Origin of the sequence: Shewanella putrefaciens, assembly GCF_016406325.1 — a bacterium.
In the GTDB taxonomy this organism is placed as follows: domain Bacteria; phylum Pseudomonadota; class Gammaproteobacteria; order Enterobacterales; family Shewanellaceae; genus Shewanella; species Shewanella putrefaciens.
On sequence record NZ_CP066370.1, the window covers coordinates 654,416 to 672,529 of the forward strand.

18 protein-coding genes are annotated in these 18,114 nt (G+C 43.6%); 10 read left to right on the plus strand and 8 right to left on the minus strand.

All coding sequences use genetic code 11. The annotated features are described in order from the left end of the window. Positions 1–625: 625 nt before the first annotated feature. From mlaF to JEZ96_RS03000, 10 genes are all read left to right on the plus strand, one after another. Positions 626–1,444: a phospholipid ABC transporter ATP-binding protein MlaF gene (gene mlaF, locus JEZ96_RS02955; protein ID WP_011790703.1), complete on the plus strand. Its 819-nt coding sequence runs from the start codon at positions 626–628 to the stop codon at positions 1,442–1,444. Next, entirely contained in the window at positions 1,441–2,226 is a 786-nt protein-coding gene (mlaE, locus tag JEZ96_RS02960; protein ID WP_011790702.1) for a lipid asymmetry maintenance ABC transporter permease subunit MlaE, read from the plus strand. The genes mlaF and mlaE overlap by 4 nt, the downstream gene beginning before the upstream one ends. A 56-nt stretch (positions 2,227–2,282) precedes the next feature. Further along, the gene (gene mlaD / locus JEZ96_RS02965) at positions 2,283–2,756 is read left to right on the plus strand and encodes an outer membrane lipid asymmetry maintenance protein MlaD (protein ID WP_011790701.1); all 474 of its coding nucleotides are present in this window, start codon (positions 2,283–2,285) and stop codon (positions 2,754–2,756) included. Between the two features lie 11 nt (positions 2,757–2,767). Beyond that, positions 2,768–3,433 (plus strand): MlaC/ttg2D family ABC transporter substrate-binding protein, encoded by a 666-nt coding sequence (locus JEZ96_RS02970; protein ID WP_061783273.1) that lies wholly within the window; start codon positions 2,768–2,770, stop codon positions 3,431–3,433. Next, on the plus strand, positions 3,430–3,714 hold the full coding sequence (locus JEZ96_RS02975; RefSeq protein WP_011790699.1) for an STAS domain-containing protein: 285 nt from the start codon (positions 3,430–3,432) through the stop codon (positions 3,712–3,714). Before JEZ96_RS02970 ends, JEZ96_RS02975 begins: the two co-directional genes overlap by 4 nt. Before the next feature lie 19 nt (positions 3,715–3,733). Then, positions 3,734–3,991, plus strand: coding sequence for a BolA family protein (locus JEZ96_RS02980; protein ID WP_006086065.1), 258 nt, complete (start codon positions 3,734–3,736; stop codon positions 3,989–3,991). 9 nt (positions 3,992–4,000) lie between these two features. Beyond that, positions 4,001–5,260 (plus strand): UDP-N-acetylglucosamine 1-carboxyvinyltransferase, encoded by a 1,260-nt coding sequence (gene murA / locus JEZ96_RS02985; protein ID WP_011790698.1) that lies wholly within the window; start codon positions 4,001–4,003, stop codon positions 5,258–5,260. 428 nt (positions 5,261–5,688) lie between these two features. Continuing rightward, positions 5,689–6,693, plus strand: coding sequence for an isopenicillin N synthase family dioxygenase (locus JEZ96_RS02990; RefSeq protein ID WP_061783272.1), 1,005 nt, complete (start codon positions 5,689–5,691; stop codon positions 6,691–6,693). A gap of 18 nt (positions 6,694–6,711) precedes the next feature. Continuing rightward, the gene (locus JEZ96_RS02995; RefSeq protein WP_061783271.1) at positions 6,712–7,872 is read left to right on the plus strand and encodes a trans-sulfuration enzyme family protein; all 1,161 of its coding nucleotides are present in this window, start codon (positions 6,712–6,714) and stop codon (positions 7,870–7,872) included. 450 nt (positions 7,873–8,322) lie between these two features. Then, positions 8,323–8,526: a hypothetical protein gene (locus JEZ96_RS03000; RefSeq protein WP_011918771.1), complete on the plus strand. Its 204-nt coding sequence runs from the start codon at positions 8,323–8,325 to the stop codon at positions 8,524–8,526. A 1,243-nt stretch (positions 8,527–9,769) separates the two neighbouring features. On the opposite strand, the gene JEZ96_RS03005 is transcribed toward JEZ96_RS03000, so the two are convergent. From JEZ96_RS03005 to degQ, 8 genes are all read right to left on the minus strand, one after another. After that, on the minus strand, positions 9,770–10,834 hold the full coding sequence (locus JEZ96_RS03005) for a sulfate/molybdate ABC transporter ATP-binding protein (RefSeq protein ID WP_061783270.1): 1,065 nt from the start codon (positions 10,832–10,834) through the stop codon (positions 9,770–9,772). A gap of 27 nt (positions 10,835–10,861) precedes the next feature. Further along, positions 10,862–11,713 (minus strand): sulfate ABC transporter permease subunit CysW, encoded by an 852-nt coding sequence (gene cysW / locus JEZ96_RS03010; RefSeq protein ID WP_128090179.1) that lies wholly within the window; start codon positions 11,711–11,713, stop codon positions 10,862–10,864. A gap of 4 nt (positions 11,714–11,717) precedes the next feature. Further along, a complete protein-coding gene (gene cysT, locus JEZ96_RS03015; RefSeq protein ID WP_025007921.1) occupies positions 11,718–12,542 on the minus strand; it encodes a sulfate ABC transporter permease subunit CysT in 825 nt (274 codons plus the stop codon). A 68-nt stretch (positions 12,543–12,610) separates the two neighbouring features. Then, positions 12,611–13,624, minus strand: coding sequence for a sulfate ABC transporter substrate-binding protein (locus JEZ96_RS03020; RefSeq protein ID WP_061783269.1), 1,014 nt, complete (start codon positions 13,622–13,624; stop codon positions 12,611–12,613). Positions 13,625–13,712: 88 nt separating this feature from the next. Continuing rightward, positions 13,713–13,886 carry a YezD family protein gene (locus JEZ96_RS03025; protein WP_011790691.1) on the minus strand — a complete coding sequence of 58 codons (174 nt, stop codon included), beginning with the start codon at positions 13,884–13,886 and terminating at the stop codon, positions 13,713–13,715. A gap of 94 nt (positions 13,887–13,980) precedes the next feature. After that, the gene (locus tag JEZ96_RS03030) at positions 13,981–14,604 is read right to left on the minus strand and encodes an alpha/beta hydrolase (protein ID WP_025007920.1); all 624 of its coding nucleotides are present in this window, start codon (positions 14,602–14,604) and stop codon (positions 13,981–13,983) included. A 795-nt stretch (positions 14,605–15,399) separates the two neighbouring features. Next, the gene (gene degS, locus JEZ96_RS03035; protein ID WP_061783268.1) at positions 15,400–16,482 is read right to left on the minus strand and encodes an outer membrane-stress sensor serine endopeptidase DegS; all 1,083 of its coding nucleotides are present in this window, start codon (positions 16,480–16,482) and stop codon (positions 15,400–15,402) included. 127 nt (positions 16,483–16,609) lie between these two features. Further along, positions 16,610–17,965 carry a Do family serine endopeptidase DegQ gene (gene degQ / locus JEZ96_RS03040; protein ID WP_014609859.1) on the minus strand — a complete coding sequence of 452 codons (1,356 nt, stop codon included), beginning with the start codon at positions 17,963–17,965 and terminating at the stop codon, positions 16,610–16,612. Positions 17,966–18,114: the final 149 nt, after the last annotated feature.

Here is an 18,114-nt window from a genome sequence, read left to right on the forward strand (position 1 = left end):
TCGCCCCATGGATGGGATTGGAATAGCACAATTTGGTACGCGATAAAGATGATAAATAAAAGGGCATCCTGCCAAGGTTATGTCGTTTTCTATGCTACTTTGTCATGGCCTTTATTTTTAGATTCGGTTTTGCGCCACGTTTGTCAATATTGCTCATTTTGCCTGTATGACGGCCATTTACCGTCCACCAAGGGTAAATCACTAGGCTAATGAAGCAGAATAGCGTGTTTAGTGCTTGAATGTCTTGAGCAATATCATCGTCTTTATCGTTTATTTTAATGGTTTTATGTGAGAGGGCAGCACGCTTGCTCGCTTTCTCTTTTAAATATGAGCAGTTAAGCTAGGGTTGTTTAACCGTCATTCTAACCTTGTGCAGTTATGATTTAGCAATCAATTAAAATAATTCGATCATTTAATTAACTCACCAGCGAACCCTGTGTAACAGTTTTCGCTGGAAATAAAAACTTAGCGCGCATTTTCGCTGGAAATAGGGCAAATTGAAAGTATCGCGGGGCGATAGTGTCGATTCTGTTGTAGGTTAAAGCGCAATTACGTACAATTTACGGCTCTTCGATTGGTCTGTCTAAAACTCAGATCACCTCTTTTTCAAATATCGGAATCAAGCATGACTCAAGAACAAACGCCGCTGGTTGAGATCCGTCATTTGGGGTTTAGCCGCGGACAGCGTGTCATATATGAAGATATTAGCTTGTCTATTCCTCGGGGCAAAGTGACTGCCATCATGGGGCCAAGCGGGATTGGTAAAACCACACTCTTAAAGTTAATCGGCGGGCAATTAACACCTACGCAGGGACAAGTGTTATTTGATGGGCATGATATCCATGCTGTGAGTCGAAATGAATTATTTGCCTTACGTAAACGCATGAGCATGTTGTTCCAAAGTGGTGCTTTATTCACGGATATAAATGTGTTCGATAATGTCGCCTTTGCACTGCGTGAGCACTCGGGATTACCTGAAGAGATTATTCGCACTATCGTGTTGATGAAACTTGAAGCCGTAGGTTTGCGTGGTGCGGCCCAGATGATGCCAAGCGAATTATCCGGCGGTATGCAGCGCCGTGCTGCATTAGCGCGCGCGATTGCCCTTGAGCCTGAAATGGTGATGTATGATGAACCCTTTGCGGGACAAGACCCTATCTCTATGGGGGTGTTAGTCAAGCTGATTCGCGAGTTATCGGATGCGTTGAACTTAACTTCGATTGTCGTATCCCATGATGTGGATGAAGTGCTTGGCATTGCCGATTACGTGTATGTGGTGGCCGATAAAAAAGTGATCGCCCATGGCACGCCAGAGGAATTAAAGTATGCCGATAATCCGCAGTTGAAACAGTTTATTCAAGGAGCGCCAGACGGTCCTGTGCCGTTTCATTATCCGGCAAATGATTACCAACAAGAATTAATGGCAAAAGGAGTTGGCAAGTGAAGTTATTAGACAGTATTGCCGACCTAGGCCGTAGTGCGATTGAGTTAGTGCTCGGTTTTGGCCGTGCAGGTCTTATGTTGTGGGGAGCGATTTTTCGCTGGCCACGGGTGCGTAAAGGGTTCCCATTATTAGTGCGCCAGATTTATGTCGTTGGTGTGCAATCTATGGTGATTATTGTTGTTTCAGGGCTCTTTATCGGCATGGTGCTCGCACTGCAAGGCTACAACATCTTAGTAGGCTTTGGCACTGAAGAAAGCCTAGGTCCTATGGTGGCATTGAGTTTATTGCGTGAGTTGGGGCCTGTTGTTACCGCGTTATTGTTTGCGGGACGGGCGGGTTCAGCATTAACCGCTGAAATCGGTTTAATGAAAAGCACTGAGCAGCTTTCCAGTTTAGAGATGATGGCTATCGATCCATTAAGACAAATTATTGCACCACGCTTTTGGGCTGGGGTGATCAGTATGCCATTATTGGCATTGATGTTTACCGCGGTCGGTATTTATGGCGGTCATCTTGTTGGTGTGGAGTGGAAGGGGATCGACAGTGGTGCGTTTTGGTCGATTTTACAGGCATCAGTAGAATGGCAAAAAGACATACTTAATTGCCTGATCAAGAGTGGTGTATTTGCCGTAGTGGTCACTTGGATTGCGTTGTATCGTGGCTATCAAGTGATCCCAAATCCTGAGGGTATCAGCCGTGCAACAACGTCGACGGTAGTGCAGTCGAGTCTTGCCGTTCTGGCATTGGATTTTTTACTAACAGCCCTGATGTTTGGCAGCTAATGGATTATTGCGCCGTTAGACACAGTTTAGATGGATTAAGAGAGTGGTAACTGAGTATGTTGACACGAAAAATTGAATTGTTAGTGGGTGTATTTCTTTTAACCGGTTTAGCCGCCTTTTTGGTATTGGTGTTTAATGTCGCCAATATTGAAGTGAAAACCAGCGATAGCAGTTATACCTTAACGGCAAACTTTACCAATATTGGTGGCCTTAAAGTGCGTTCGCCTGTGAAAGTGGGCGGAGTGGTTGTTGGGCGAGTCAGTAGTATTGACCTTGATCCGGTTAAATTGGTTGCTGTCGTCACGATAGTTATGGATAAGCGTTACGATAAATTCCCAGAAACCAGTAGCTTAGCGATTCTCACTTCGGGTCTGTTAGGTGAGCAGTTTCTTGGTCTTACTCCAGGTTTTGTGGATGATGATATCGGCATGCTAAAAGATGGCGATAAAATTGATGATACTCGCTCTGCCTTAGTGTTAGAGGATCTGATTGGTCAGTTCCTATATAGTATGGGTTCAAAGGATAAATAGGGGTTACTACTATGTTTAAAAGCTTATCTCGCTTTTTACTGCCGTTAGTTATGGTCTTAGGTACAGCAAGTGCGCTTGCTTCTGATGCCACGGTAAACACTAAAGATCCATATGCCATGGTAAAATCCGTTGCGAATAAAACCTTCGATCGTTTCCATAAAGATAAAGCATTGATCGATGCGAATACCGATCACCTGAAAGTCATCGTCCATGAAGAACTCATGCCCTACGTTGATTATAAATATGCCTCTTACAAGGTTTTAGGCCAGTACCTTAAAGATTCGACTGAAGATCAGCGTAATCGTTTTGTTGATGCTTTTGAGGGATATTTAGTTACCACCTATGCACAAGCATTTACTGAATATACGAATCAGAAAGTTGAATTTTCCCCCGGCATTGATTTCAGCAATGAGAAAATTGTCGACGTTAATGTGCAGATCATCGAACCGGGACGTCCACCGATTAAACTGTTGTTTAAAGTGCGTCGTTTAAAGGATGATTCATGGAAGGCGTTTGATTTAGTCGCTGAAGGTGTGAGTTTACTGTCATCTAAACAATCTGAAATTTCTAATCTTATTCGTCAACAGGGGATTGATCCTGTCATTAAGATGCTAGAAGAACGGACTAAAGACAAAGTCACCAAACAAGCTAAATCATCTGGGAACTCAATGTCGTGATTGAATTTGTGCAGCAGGATACAGTTTGCCACCTCAAAGGACGTTTATCACAAACTCAAGTGATAGCCTTGTGGTCACAAAGACACAGCTTACTTAGCCCACAGACACAGGTGCTATCTTTGTCTGGGCTTGAATACAGTGATAGTGCTGGCGTAGCTTTTCTGCTGGCTTTAGTCAGTGAGCATAAAACCCCTCTCGCGCTGAGTTCCGCTTCGCAGCAACTTAAAAAATTAATTGATTTATATGATTTACAGTCCTTCTTCTCTGAAGAAGCGATTTGAATACAAGGTATTAGATTCTATGGAATGCAGCTTAATCGAACAGATTTTACGTGATGCGTTAGGGCTTGAAGAAGTTCACGCAAGCTCGGATGGTAGCCATTATAAAGTCATCGCCGTAGGTGAGTGCTTTGATGGTATGAGCCGAGTTAAACAGCAACAAGCCATTTATGCACCACTCACTGCACACATTGCCAGCGGTGAATTACATGCATTAACGATCAAAACTTTCACGCCGACTCAATGGAAACGCGAAAAAGTTTTCAACATGCCTAGCTAGAGAGGAAAAGTGGATAAACTAACAATTCAGGCAAGCCCCCCGCTTGCCGGTGATGTGATCATTTCTGGTGCTAAAAATGCGGCGCTACCAATCCTAATGGCGGGAGTATTGGCAGAGACCGATTTTGTGGTTTCTAATGTGCCGAATCTTCGCGATGTAAGTACTAGCTGCAAATTATTACGCTGCCTTGGTGCTGAAGTGACTGAACTTGGTGACGGACAGATCCGCATTTCGACCACTAATCTGAATGAGTTTTGCGCTCCCTACGATCTAGTGAAAACCATGCGTGCCTCTATCTTGATCTTAGGACCGTTATTGGCACGCTATGGTACCGCTGACGTTTCATTGCCGGGCGGCTGTGCCATTGGCGCGCGTCCAGTGAACTTACACTTGCATGGCCTCGAAATGATGGGCGCCAAGATTGAAGTGAAAGAAGGCTATATTAAAGCCCGTGTCGATGGTCGTCTTAAAGGCGCGCATATTTTTATGGACATGGTCAGCGTTGGTGCGACGGAAAATTTACTGATGGCGGCGGCGTTAGCCGATGGCGAAACTGTGATTGAAAACGCAGCCCGCGAACCTGAAGTGATCGACTTGGCGAATTGCTTGATTGCCATGGGCGCAAAAATCACTGGTGTAGGCAGTGCTACACTGCGTATTCAAGGGGTTGAGCGTTTACAGGGCTGTGAGTATCGCGTGATGCCAGATCGTATCGAAACCGGTTCATTCCTGGTTGCTGCAGCTGTCACTCGTGGCCGTATTCGCTGCCTAAAAGCCGATCCCGCTTCATTAGAGTCGGTTATCGCAAAACTTGAAGATGCGGGCGCTAAGATCACCACAGGTGAAGATTGGATTGAGCTGGATATGGAAGGCAAGCGTCCAAAGGCGGTGAATATCAAGACGGCGCCTTATCCTGGTTTCCCCACCGATATGCAGGCGCAGTTTTGTGTACTCAATGCGCTCGCGCAGGGCACGGCAACCATTACCGAGACCATCTTCGAAAACCGCTTTATGCACGTGCCAGAACTTATCCGTATGGGCGCTACCATGGAGCTTGAAGGCAATACCTGTATTATCCAAGGGATTGAGTCTTTAAGCGGTGCACAGGTGATGGCGACCGATTTACGCGCGTCAGCCAGTCTAGTGATTGCCGGTTTAGTCGCTGATGGTAAGACTATCGTCGATCGTATCTATCATTTAGATCGCGGTTACGAGCATATCGAGCAGAAATTCCAAGGATTGGGCGCGCATGTAGAGCGCGTACAATAACTTCAGCGTCGAATTGGCTCCAATAAAAAACCAGCGTAATGCTGGTTTTTTATTGCGCTCAATTTAGCTCTGCTAAAAGGGAAGGGATAGAAGTGTGCTGCGTTTTGCGCGGAATTATCTTCATTTCGAATAAACAAAAGTAATGAAAAATTCGAATGGACAATAGGTTTCAATATGCAGATATGTCGATAGGCATCGGTTTATTGGCTAATCGCGATTCGTATAGGAATATCAATTAATCATGTATTTAGTTCTACTTTTTTATCGTGATGTAAAGAAATAGAAGTATAGATACCTAGATGTCTATATATCTAAATGATCTATTATTCATTATCGTTATATCAAATAGTTATTAAATCATTATCCCTCAACTGGTAAAGGCATAGAATCCGACTCATACAAAGCATTTCATTAAATGGGAGTCATGGATGGAACAATTACCGATATTGAATTTAAGTGATTGGTATGCGGGTGGGCAACGTCGTAACGCCTTCATCACTAAGCTTGCCGATGCCGCTAGAAGAATTGGTTTTTTCTACCTAACTGGACATGGTCTTGGCCTCGCTAGACAGCAGCAAGTACTTCAGTTAGCGGCAGATTTCTTTGCGTTGCCCGTTGCAGATAAACTTGCGGTAAAAATGGCTAACACGCCGCATTTTCGAGGTTATACCCGTTTACAAGGTGAATTGACCTTAGGGAAACCGGACTGGCGGGAACAGTTTGATATTATGCAAGAAGAAGTCGCTAACCCTCAGCAGTCAAATGGGCCTATATGGTGGCAGCTACAGGGGCCAAATCAATGGCCATCACAATTACCACAGATGAAATCGACTTTATTGGCATGGCAACAGGATTTAGTGGATATCAGTGTCACTCTATTGAGAGCTTTTGCTGTCGCATTAGAGCAACCTGAAAGCGCCTTTGATGCCACGATTGAAGCCGGTCCTTATCAACATATGAAGCTTATTCGCTATCCCGGCGCGGATGGACAGACTTCAGGCCAAGGTGTAGGGGCACATAAAGATCCTGGCTATTTGACCTTAGTGCTGCAAGATAAGCAATCCGGTTTAGAGGTTCAGACTGACAACGGTTGGTTAAGCATACCGCCATTAGAAGATGCCTTTGTGGTGAATATAGGTGAATTACTTGAGTTGGCTTCTAATGGGTATTTAAAGGCAACCAACCATAGGGTGACAAGCCCGCCTGCTGGGGTCGAGCGCTACTCGTGCGCCTTTTTTATGGCGGCGCAGTTGAATGCGACAGTCCCTTTGTTACCTTTGCCAAAGCATCTGGCGAACCAAGCTCAAGGACCGGCAAGTGATCCATTAAATCCACTTTTCCACCAAGTGGGCCAGAACGTATTAAAAGGGCGTTTACGCTCTCATCCCGACGTTGCTCAAGCGCATTACGCCTCATTCGCTCATGCCATTTAATGGTTATTAGGATCTATTATGCAATTTAAAACTAAATTACTTCACACCCATTATGCCGCTGATAACTCGACGGGCGCGCTTACAACTCCTATCTATCAAAGTAGCACCTTCGCCTACGGTAGTGCCGAGGATGGTCGAGCCCGTTTTGCTGGTGAGCAACCGGGCTTTATCTACAGTCGCATGGCGAATCCGACAGTGCAGGCGCTTGAATATCAATTAGCACAACTGGAAGGGGCTGATGAAGCACTCGTTGTTGCGAGTGGGATGGCGGCAATCAGCAGTATTTTCTATGCCTTAGCCAGCCAAGGTGATGAAATCGCATTTATCGACCCCGTATATGGTGGCACTGCGGCATTTTTAATCCAAACGTTAACTCGCGCGGGTATTACCGTGCGCCGTTATCAAGACGATGATCATTTATTGGCAGAGATTACCGCCGAAACAAAAATTATTTTATTTGAGCCCATCACCAATCCGACCTTAAAAGTCAGTGACTACCGTAAGGTTAAGCTTGCCGCCGAAAAAGTGGGCGCTATAACCATTTGTGATAATACGTTTTTAACCCCGTATTTATTCAAACCGCTGGAACATGGCATTGATATCGTGATGCACAGTGCCACTAAGTATCTAAGTGGTCATGGCGATTTGATCGCCGGAGTTGTTGCTGGACCTAAGGCATTAATGCAACCTATTCGCACTATAGCGCTTAAACATATCGGCGCCGCGATTGGGCCACAGGAAGCTTATTTATTACAGCGAGGCTTACGTACCTTAGCACTGAGAATGGATGCTCATCTTGCGGGCGCGGCTAAGGTCGCCGCTTTTCTTGCAACCCATCCGAGCGTTACAAAAGTTTATTACCCTGGGCTAGCAGAGGATCAAGGTCATCAAGTTCTGAGTGAAACAATCAATGCCTTTGGCGGTATGGTGAGTATTGAGCTCGAAGGCGGTTTTAACCGAGCGGCGCAGTTTTTAGATCATTTGAACTTGTTTACTCAAGCGGTCAGTTTAGGTGACTTAGAGAGCCTTGCCTGTCATCCAGCTAGCACCACCCATGCTGCTATGGATGCTGCGAGTCGGCTAGCTTCAGGGGTGAATGACAACCTGATTAGATTGAGCATTGGTGTGGAAGATCCTCAAGATTTGATTGCCGATCTTGAGCAAGCCTTAGTGTTTTAATGGTGTCCAATTGGATACGGCTGTAGGAGAGCAATAAAGTCTCAATCCTGAGTATTAAAGTATCATACTAAAATGGCGGCGATAACATCGGTACGCTGCCATTTCTAAATCGAAAATGCCCCAAAGCATGCCATGGCTCAAATGTCAGCCCTTTGTTATCTGTTAACTAGAGAGACAAAACGTAATTAATACCAAAAAGAAAAACCTGATCATGAGAGATTTCAACACTCGTTACGGTGAATCAGATTTACCTAGTTTGGTTTACATATTAAAATTTCGCGCAATTTACCCCGTATCAAAGGGATTGCGTTGGTAACAGTTGTTCTTTTATGTAGTTCTACATGATAAGAATTTTCTTATGAATAAAAGAGTAATGATAAATTGTCTTATAAAAAATTTAACGCATATTTGAACGCAAACATGCGGACCTTTGAAATGGTTGGTGTTCTAATGCGAATATTTAGTTTCTCACTTGTCAGTTGGCTTGGCCCTGAAAGTCCTTTTATGTTTGTATGGATTTTCAACACGATAGATGCTGTTTTGCTAACATGGTGTGCCGCTTTACGCAAAGATGCCGCTTACACGTTACTCAATGGTTTTTGGATTTTGATTGGTATTGTAGGGATCGCAAGAGCTGGCGGATTGATTCACTAATTTTTCTAGTTTATGTCAGTGAATCACTCTAGGTCAGACCGATTCACGCTATCGCCTAAAATCCGCTCTAGCACCCTGTTTACGGCTATTCTTGGGCGTTTTTCCCTTAAGATGAATCAAAGAGTGACAACTGCCTTGAAAAACACCGAACGTGTCAAGGCAGCGAATGTTCAGGGTAACCTGTATGAATCTTTATTTCTGGTTACGTATCATTAAAATGGTACGAACAGGGTTACTTGATCGTTTGGTATGATACTTATTACTCTCCAACAACGTCATTCAGCAATTGAAACTTGAGTATTTCGTATAGACGATTTATCAATTGAAATACATGATAGCCATGACTATTAAGGATATAAATAAAACTTTTTCAGCTTCTGTTTTAGATTTACATAGTATCAATATAAAAACAAGTCAATAACTGAAAGAGTCATTATGCATGCTGCAACAACCCTTACCATTATATAAATAATTAAATATTCTAATTTGATATATATAAAAATAAACTTTAGCTTTGTATTTGTGATGAACTGTTTATAATGTTATTTCTAATCATATGTAAGTCACATTAATAGAGATGAATATCGCGTAACATTGTTCATATAAGGTTAAGGCAAGGCCGAATAGGATGTATTATCGCTGATACGATTTAGAATAGTTACCTAAAAACAAAAATGTAACCTCTTTATTTTCGGCCTTGCCACTTATTAATTACAGTTAAACTACTATGGCTAAAGCCTTTCTGGTGATGAAAAAACTTTAAATACTTGTCTGCCTTTCACATTAAAAATGCAATTAATTTATAATGTTATACTTAACCGCAAGGCAGGATAGGGTTTATTGAGATGTCAAGATGGGTTAATAACCTTAAAGTAGTGAAGTTTCTATAATAAGGTGTTGAATTACAATTCAGCATTGAACAGTTTTTACAAGGTTTGAGATATACTCCTCTCCCCGGTAGAGTATAAATGGTGCCCCCATCATCACTTAGCTCATTCCTTGTTTTTTATTCTATACTAAGTAGCAAAATCTACGCTACTTCAAAAGTAATTGTTATAATTAAAGAATATAGCTAAAGTGTGACTCAGCTTAAGGTAATAAATATTAGCATAGGATGATAACCGTATTGGCGTTACATATATTAAGATCTAAACACCACTCACGAAAATAAATAATTTAAGTTGAAAACTCATATGAGTTTTCAACAAATGTTCATTTCCTTGAGCTTATCCAGTATTACCCGTTAAATGCCTTCCCCTAAAAAGACTTTGGTATAGCGCGGCTGGATCCAAGCGCTATCACCTTTGTTTATGCCAAGTTGTTTAAATTGCACTTTAGATAATTCAACATGGATCAGTTGGTTATCTAGCTCAGTTAGGACTTCTAATCTTACTGCTGGGCCAACGATGGTCACTAAGTCTAAACTGACTTTAAGGGCATTTTCAGTTGGTTGTGTCAGTACTTCGATTTCGTGTGGGCGCACATAGGCTAAGCCTTGTTGCTCTTCACTAATCGTGTGCTCTGGTGAGGAAATGTGGATATTGCCTATAGTGCTATGCCCTTGTTTTACCCTGGCATGAAATAGGTTCACATTGCCAAGAAACTCGTACACAAAAGGATTGCTTGGATTGTCATAGACTTCTTCTGGCGTACCTTGCTGCTCGATACGACCTTGATTCATCACCACGATTTTATCTGCGACTTCGAGTGCTTCTTCCTGATCATGGGTCACAAATACGGTAGTGACATTAATCTCATCGTGTAAACGTCTTAACCAGCGGCGTAATTCTGCGCGGACTTTTGCATCGAGCGCGCCAAAGGGTTCGTCTAACAGTAGAACCTTAGGTTCGACAGCAAGTGCGCGGGCGAGAGCGATACGTTGCCTTTGACCGCCTGAAAGTTGTGATGGATAGCGATTAGCAGTCCAATCTAATTGGACGAGTTTGAGTAATGAATGCACCTTATCGGCAATTTCAACCTTACTCGGCCGTGTCTTTCGTGGTCGGACTGTGAGCCCATAGGCGACATTTTCGAATACAGTCATATGTTTAAATAGGGCGTAATGTTGGAATACAAAACCGACACCGCGTTCACTCACATGCTGTGTGGTGATGTCTTCGCCATTAAATCTGACTATGCCACTGTCGGCCTGTTCGAGTCCGGCAATAATCCTGAGTAACGTTGTTTTGCCTGAGCCGGATGGACCTAAAAGGGCCGTCAGCTCTCCGGTTTTGATCTCTAAATTGACCGAGTCAACGGCAACAAAATCACTAAAACGCTTATTAACTTGTTGAATGTGTATGCTCATAATGCTCTGTTCCCAAGGACGTTGCGTTTAGTTAATTTGATGTTTGCGCTCATCTTTCCATTCCACAACGCTTTTGAGCACGATAGTGACCAGTGCTAAACCAGTGAACAGGGACGACACGGCAAACGCGGCCGTAAACATGTATTCGTTATAAAGCACTTCTATGTGTAACGGCATAGTATTGGTCTCACCGCGAATGCGTCCAGAGACCACTGCTACCGCACCAAACTCGCCCATAGCACGGGCATTACATAGGATCACTCCATAGAGTAAGCCCCACTTAATGTTCGGCAGTGTGACGTACCAAAAAGTCTTTAAACCACTGGCACCTAAGGTGAGTGAGGCTTCTTCTTCATCTTTGCCCTGTTGCTGCATCAGTGGGATAAGTTCACGGGCAATAAAGGGTAAAGTGCCGAACATGATGACAATGACTATGCCCGGAACGGCAAAAATCACTTTTAAATCATGGGCAGCAAGCCAAGGCCCAAACCAGCCTTGGGCACCGAAGAGGATCACAAAAATCAGCCCGACCACGACGGGTGAAATGGCGAAGGGCATGTCGATTATCGAGATCAGTATGGTTTTGCCTCTAAACTCAAATTTAGCAATGGCCCAAGCGATGGCGACACCAAAAATAGCATTGGTGGGTACAACAATAATTAACACTAACAAGGTGAGGCGAATGGAAGCGAGCGCATCGGGATCGGTCACAGCTTGCCACCAGACCTTGAGACCCGCTTCGAAGGCGCCGTAGAGCACAACCGCTAATGGCAAAACCAGAAACAGTGCGAGAAAGCTTAATGCGATCCCGATTAAACTCCACTTTATCCAAGGGGCCTCAGTGGTAGCTTGATAATTTACAGTCGATATTTGGCCCATAGACTTAACCTCTTTTACTCGCCCACCACTGTAGGCTATTAATTAATAACAATAAGAGGAAAGCTGCTGCGAGCATGACCACGCCGATAGCCGCAGCGCCGTTATAGTCATATTGCTCAGCTTTGGACACTATCAGTAGCGGAGTGATTTCGGTGCGATAGGGCAAATTGCCCGAGATAAAAATGACGGAACCATATTCGCCTACTGCACGTGCAAAGGCTAAGGCGTAACCCGTTAATAATGCAGGTAATACCGCAGGTAGGATCACTCTTCTTATGGTGGTTAATCGATTAGCACCGAGGGATGCTGAGGCTTCTTCAAGTTCCTTTGAAAAGTCTGCTAAAACCGGTTGTACTGTTCGTACGACAAAGGGCAATCCAATGTAAGTTAAGGCAATCACAACACCAATTTGACTGTAGGCCACTTTAATGCCCCATAAATGTAAATATTGACCTACCCACCCGGTAGTCGAATAAAGCGTTACGAGCGCGATACCTGCGACAGCCGTCGGTAAGGCAAAAGGCAGATCGACTAAAGCATCGACGACTTTTTTACCCAAAAATTGATAACGTACTAACACCCAAGCGACAAGAGTCCCAAAAATGGCATTAATGCTGGCGCCAATAAAAGACGCCGTAAATGACAGCTTGTATGAGGCTACAACCTGAGGATGACTAATTGCGACCCAAAAGTCAGCCCAACTCATTTGCAGCGTAAACAGAACTAATCCGGCTACAGGAATAAGAAACAGCAAACTTAAATATAAAACTGAGAAGCCTAAGGTAATACCAAATCCAGGTAGCACAGATTTTATGACAACCTTGCTCATATCATTATTCCGTAGCGAGATAAGTGAAACTCATGGGCGGTTTCGTATTAATGAAACCGCGTAAAAGATTACTTGCTAATCTTGGTTAAAATAGAATCGAATTGACCACCATCATTAAAATGCGTTTTTTGTGCTTTGTTCCAGCCACCAAAAACCTCATCAATGGTAAAGAGCTTCAGTTGTGGAAACTTGTCTTTGTATTGCAACGCAATGTCTGGGTTTGTCGGGCGATAAAAGTGTTTTGCGGCTAAGTGTTGTGCTTCATCAGTATAGAGATGTGCTAAGTAAGCTTCTGCTAACTTACGTGTCCCTTTGCGATCGACATTTTTATCTACCACTGTCACTGGTGGCTCGGCAAGAATACTGACACTGGGAACAATGATTTCAAATTCACCTTTTCCTAACTCCTCAACGGATAATATGGCTTCATTTTCCCAAGCGATGAACACATCGCCAATTTTACGCTGTACAAAGGTATTGGTTGCGCCACGGGCGCCAGAGTCCAGCACAGGTACGTTTTTATAAATCTGAGTGACAAACTCTAACGCTTTTTCTTCTGAGCCGTATTGCTTCAGTGCATAACCCCAAGCGGCGAGATAGTTCCAGCGCGCCCCGCCTGAAGTCTTAGGATTTGGGGTAATGACCTCTACACCTTCTCGAACTAAGTCATTCCAGTCATGGATATTTTTGGGATTTCCCTTGCGAACCAATAGCACTATGGTCGAGGTATAGGGCGAGCTATTGTGTGGCAGGCGACTTTGCCAATTTTCAGGAATTAAATCCGCTTTTTGCCTTAATGCATCAACGTCATAGGCCAGTGCCAGAGTGACAACATCCGCTTCTAATCCATCAATAACTGAGCGAGCTTGCGAGCCTGAACCACCATGAGATTGACGTATGGTTGGGGCTTTATGGCCCTGTTTTTGCCAATATTGGCTGAAGATTTGGTTATATTCCCGATAGAATTCACGGGTTGGATCATAGGAAACATTCAATAGCGTATCTTCAGCGAGTGCGAGAAAACTAGCCGAGGCCAAAACTAAGGTGAGTGTTGCTTTTTGTAGGTGAGATAAAATATTCATACCGAAATCCTCATATTATTTAATAAGGCTTCCGGTTGACCGGTCAGCGATGTGGTCTAACTGTGTTGATTGGGTGGTAAATTTCGTTTTATTTCGACGGCGTAACTTGGTCTAAACGAATTTTTTCTTTCTTTTCTAATTGCACTAATTTCCCATGGTGAAAGGTTAATTCCACTGTCCCAAACTCAATTCTACCCAGTAGTTTTTCTAAACTATTGACGAGCAAGGGGATCACGGTCTGTAGATCTTCTTTGGTTGCCATATCAGTCCTTATGTAAGTAGTTTTTGACAACGTAATTGGAATTATAATCAAATATTGATAACTAAAAAGTTACATTTTGCGATTTTATATTCTTTTATGTAATAAGCGTGTTTTTGGTGTTTGAGTTTGCGAGATCTTTAGACTGGCTCTGAGTTGCACTTTCTATTTGATAGATAAGATTACCAATAAGCACATCAATGAGGGGCCACTTTCCATGTCCGGAATCGACATTAATGTGGCCACTTAACCCTAAGTTGATTGTTGGGAATCCAAATTTTTTTGCCAGTTTTGCAGCTTGATTAAAGGGCATCCAAGGATCGTTTTCACTGGCAATGACAAGCCCTGTGACACCTAAGGGATGTTTTGGCAACAAGTGTTTGATCGTTTGAGTGCCATCGTGTTCAGGCAGAATGTGTCCATTCTCAGAAAATCGTGCTGGTGATGCTGGCGCGACTAAAATAGCTGCTGCTACCCGCTGTGGGTGACGAGCAATTGCCAAGCTTGAGGCTAAGCAACCAAAGCTGTGGGCGAGGATGAGGATTTCATCTTCGATTTGATCGATTGCGCGGCAAATGGCATTGGCCCAGATATGAATTTTAGGCTCCAATAGTGGTAAGTCATTGACCCATATAGCTGATTCATATTTTTGTGCAATCCAACTTTGCCAATGTAAAGGGCCGCTACCACCAAACCCTGGCACAATTAATAAGGTTGCCATATTTCATCCTCCAAGATGTGAGTTTATAAGAGAGCCAAATGACGACCGGATGAAGCCAGTTTGACTCGCAGCCTGACTATAACTGTAAAAATAGTTATTAATATTGCTGTATTTAGTTCATTTTGGAATATGAGATATATTTAGGATCTTAATTCGGCGAAGGAAGGTCCCTACTCAAAGGGAAGGTCAAGAGTTAAATAACCATGAATGTAATTAGAATCGTTAGTATGGTAAGTCCTTATCATGCTCAAGCATCTTGAGGTAGTGATGTGCATCCCTAAGGGAGTCAATTAAAGAATATTTTTAGCTTAAATCTGTATAGTTAGATAGTCTAATGCTAAGCAGCTGTCCTTGGTATGTGTAAATTATCTTTTTATAACTCGTTTGGGGGCAAAAGCTTTTAGGCAAATGAACAGTTCAATGGTCGCTAAGATTGGCACAGTTGCAACAGTGACCGTTGGCGGCATGGTTGCTCATTCACATCTATGTGATCGTAACATTCGAATATCCATGTACAGCAGATATCGCCGTCGAGCCTATATGGATGCTTCTTGTTAAATGAAGGGGCTGCGTGTTATTGGGGAAGCAATGACAACTAATGCGTAATGTAATGTAATGCGCGTAACTCAACTGTGTTGCTTTGGGCCAAAAGTGAGTTAAACATAGCGGTGCGATATATCTTCCTCTGCCATTTGAGGATGATGTGGCAATTCCATATGTTGATCTTATTACTCAGAATGAAGCTTTATTCTTACCTCATTCTGAGTTTCACTAAACAAGATTATTCAACCGAACTTAATTATCAACCACAACCTTTTCATCAATAATGACGGGTAACTCTTGAGGTTTTCCTTGGCGTATCACTGTCATCATCACTTTTTTGCCGGGGGTCGTTTCTGCTATGCGATCCATCAGCATCTCGACGCCGGGGACATCTTCACCCTCGTATTTAATGATCACATCCCTTGGCATTAGCTGTGCTCGTGCTGCTGGACCATTAGGATCGATACCTGTCACTAATACGCCACGTAGATCGGGAAGATTAAGAATTTGTGCCACAACAGGGTTAATTGGTTCGCCAGAAATGCCTAATGCTCCACGGATAACGCGGCCATTTTTAATTAACTTGCCCATAATGCTGTGGGCCAATTTAATCGGAATAGCGAAGTTAATGCCGTGCCCCCCCCCTTCTTCACCAATTTGGAAGGCTGCAGTGTTTATACCAATAAGACTGCCATTAGTATCAATTAATGCGCCACCGGAGTTACCCGCATTAATCGCAGCATCGGTTTGCAAGAAGTCTAAGTAACCTGAACTTAACCCGTTGCGCCCAGTGGCACTGATGATACCTTGGGTAATGGTTTGACCTAAATTATAGGGATTACCAATGGCAAGTACGACATCACCTACTTGAGGTGGACTATCAAGATTAACCGGGACAATCGGTAAATTATCCCCCTCAATTTTAAGAACCGATAAATCGGTTTCAGGATCAAAGCCCACGACTTCAGAGGTAAATTTACGTCCATCCTGTAGTGCGACCACAATTTCGTCGGCTTTTTTAATCACATGATAATTGGTAAGGATATAACCTTCCTTACTCATTATTACCCCAGAACCAAGACCTTGGAGTGAGCCAGAATTGAGAGGGCGACGTTGATCGATACTGAGACTATAGATATTGACAACGGCAGGGGCTGCCCGGCGAACGGCTTTGGCAAAGGAAAGTTCAACGGTATTATTGGCGCGGGTTTGCAGTAGAGTATTCCCGAGATTGTTACTATCGAAATAACGAGTCACCAATAAAAACATTGCCGCCATGATAAGACCGAAAAGGATGGCTTTACCGAGATACAACAGGGTGTCTTTTATAGTCATGGCAGGATAAATATTGAAAAAGGTGAGTTAGATTAACATGTTTAGCTAGGCAAAGAATAGGGAGCGCAGGCTCCCTATTCTGATCTAAGTCTGAAAAATAGCTGATTTTTCAGCGATGATTAGTCCGTTAACGCAGTACTAAATATAACATGCTCTTATCGCGCAATATTTTTAGCGCTACGGCACCTTCCTGATCCTTAAGATGGGCTTTGAGTGCCTTAAGATCTTTAATTGCAGTGCGGTTAATTCCCACTATGATATCGCCTTTCTGTAAGCCACTCATCGCGGCGGGGGAACCTTGAGCAACATCAGTAATCGTCACTCCGCCCTTGGCAGCATTTTCTAAGGCGGCACCTTGTAACATAGGGTGCACCGCGCCTGCGGCCGAATCACTCGTTTGGCTTGCTTCACCTAAGGTGACTTTAACGGTTTTTTTATCACCATCGCGGATGATCCCTAACTCGACTTTTGCACCCGCTCCCATAGTCGCCACCTTAGCACGTAGCTCTTGGAAAGACTTAATGCCCCGGCCATCAACACTGACAATAATATCGCCCGCTTTAATACCAGCCTTTTCTGCAGCGCTACCCGCGGTCACTTCATTGACAAAGCCACCGTGCTGAGTATCTAAACCAAAACCTTGAGCAAGTTGACTATCGAGATCGCGGCCTGAAATACCAAGCACACCACGACGTACTTCACCATGTTCGACAATCTGTGCGACTAAGTTTTTCACCATATTGGCAGGAATTGCAAAACCAATACCGACGTTACCGCCTCCCGGAGCCACAATAGCAGTATTGATACCAATCAATTCGCCATTAAGGTTAACAAGGGCACCACCTGAGTTACCGCTATTAATTGCCGCATCGGTTTGAATGAAATTTTCAAGCATTTCAATTCCTAGGCCACTACGACCTAAGGCGCTGACGATACCTGATGTCACAGTCTGACCTAAACCGAAAGGGTTACCAATGGCAACGGCAAAGTCACCTACGCGTAAATCATCGGAGTCTGATGACTTGATAGCGACAAGATTTTTAGCCTCAATTTGCAATAAGGCTATATCCGATTCGGCATCGGCACCAATGAGTTTCGCTTTGACCTCTCGACCATCGTGTAAACCAACTTGGATATCATCTGCGCCATTAATCACATGGTTATTGGTAACAATATAACCTTTATCAGCATCAATAATGACGCCGGAACCTAATCCTCTAAAAGGACGTTCTTGAATTTGTTCCTGTGGCACATTAGGGCCAAAGAAGTAACGAAATACATCAGGTACTCTTTGTTTAGAAACGTGGGTACCAGTGACAGCCACAGAGACGACGGCTGGCGTTGCGCGCTCAAGCATGGGCGCAAGACTTGGCATCGACTGTCCATCAACAGTTTGTGGAATTGCGGCCTGTGAGATAGCAGGCATCATAGTCAGGGTTGCGGCTAACATTGCAGCTGAAAGTACAGATAGTTTTGTTTTCATCTATTCATAACTCCAAATAAGGGTTCAAAGATCTGGCTATAATGCGCTGTAATATACGCCCCAGATCGAATCTGTATCGGTACTGGCTATTTGCCTAGGTAACCATTCGGACACGCACCTATTTGAAAAAGTTCATTAATATTAACAAA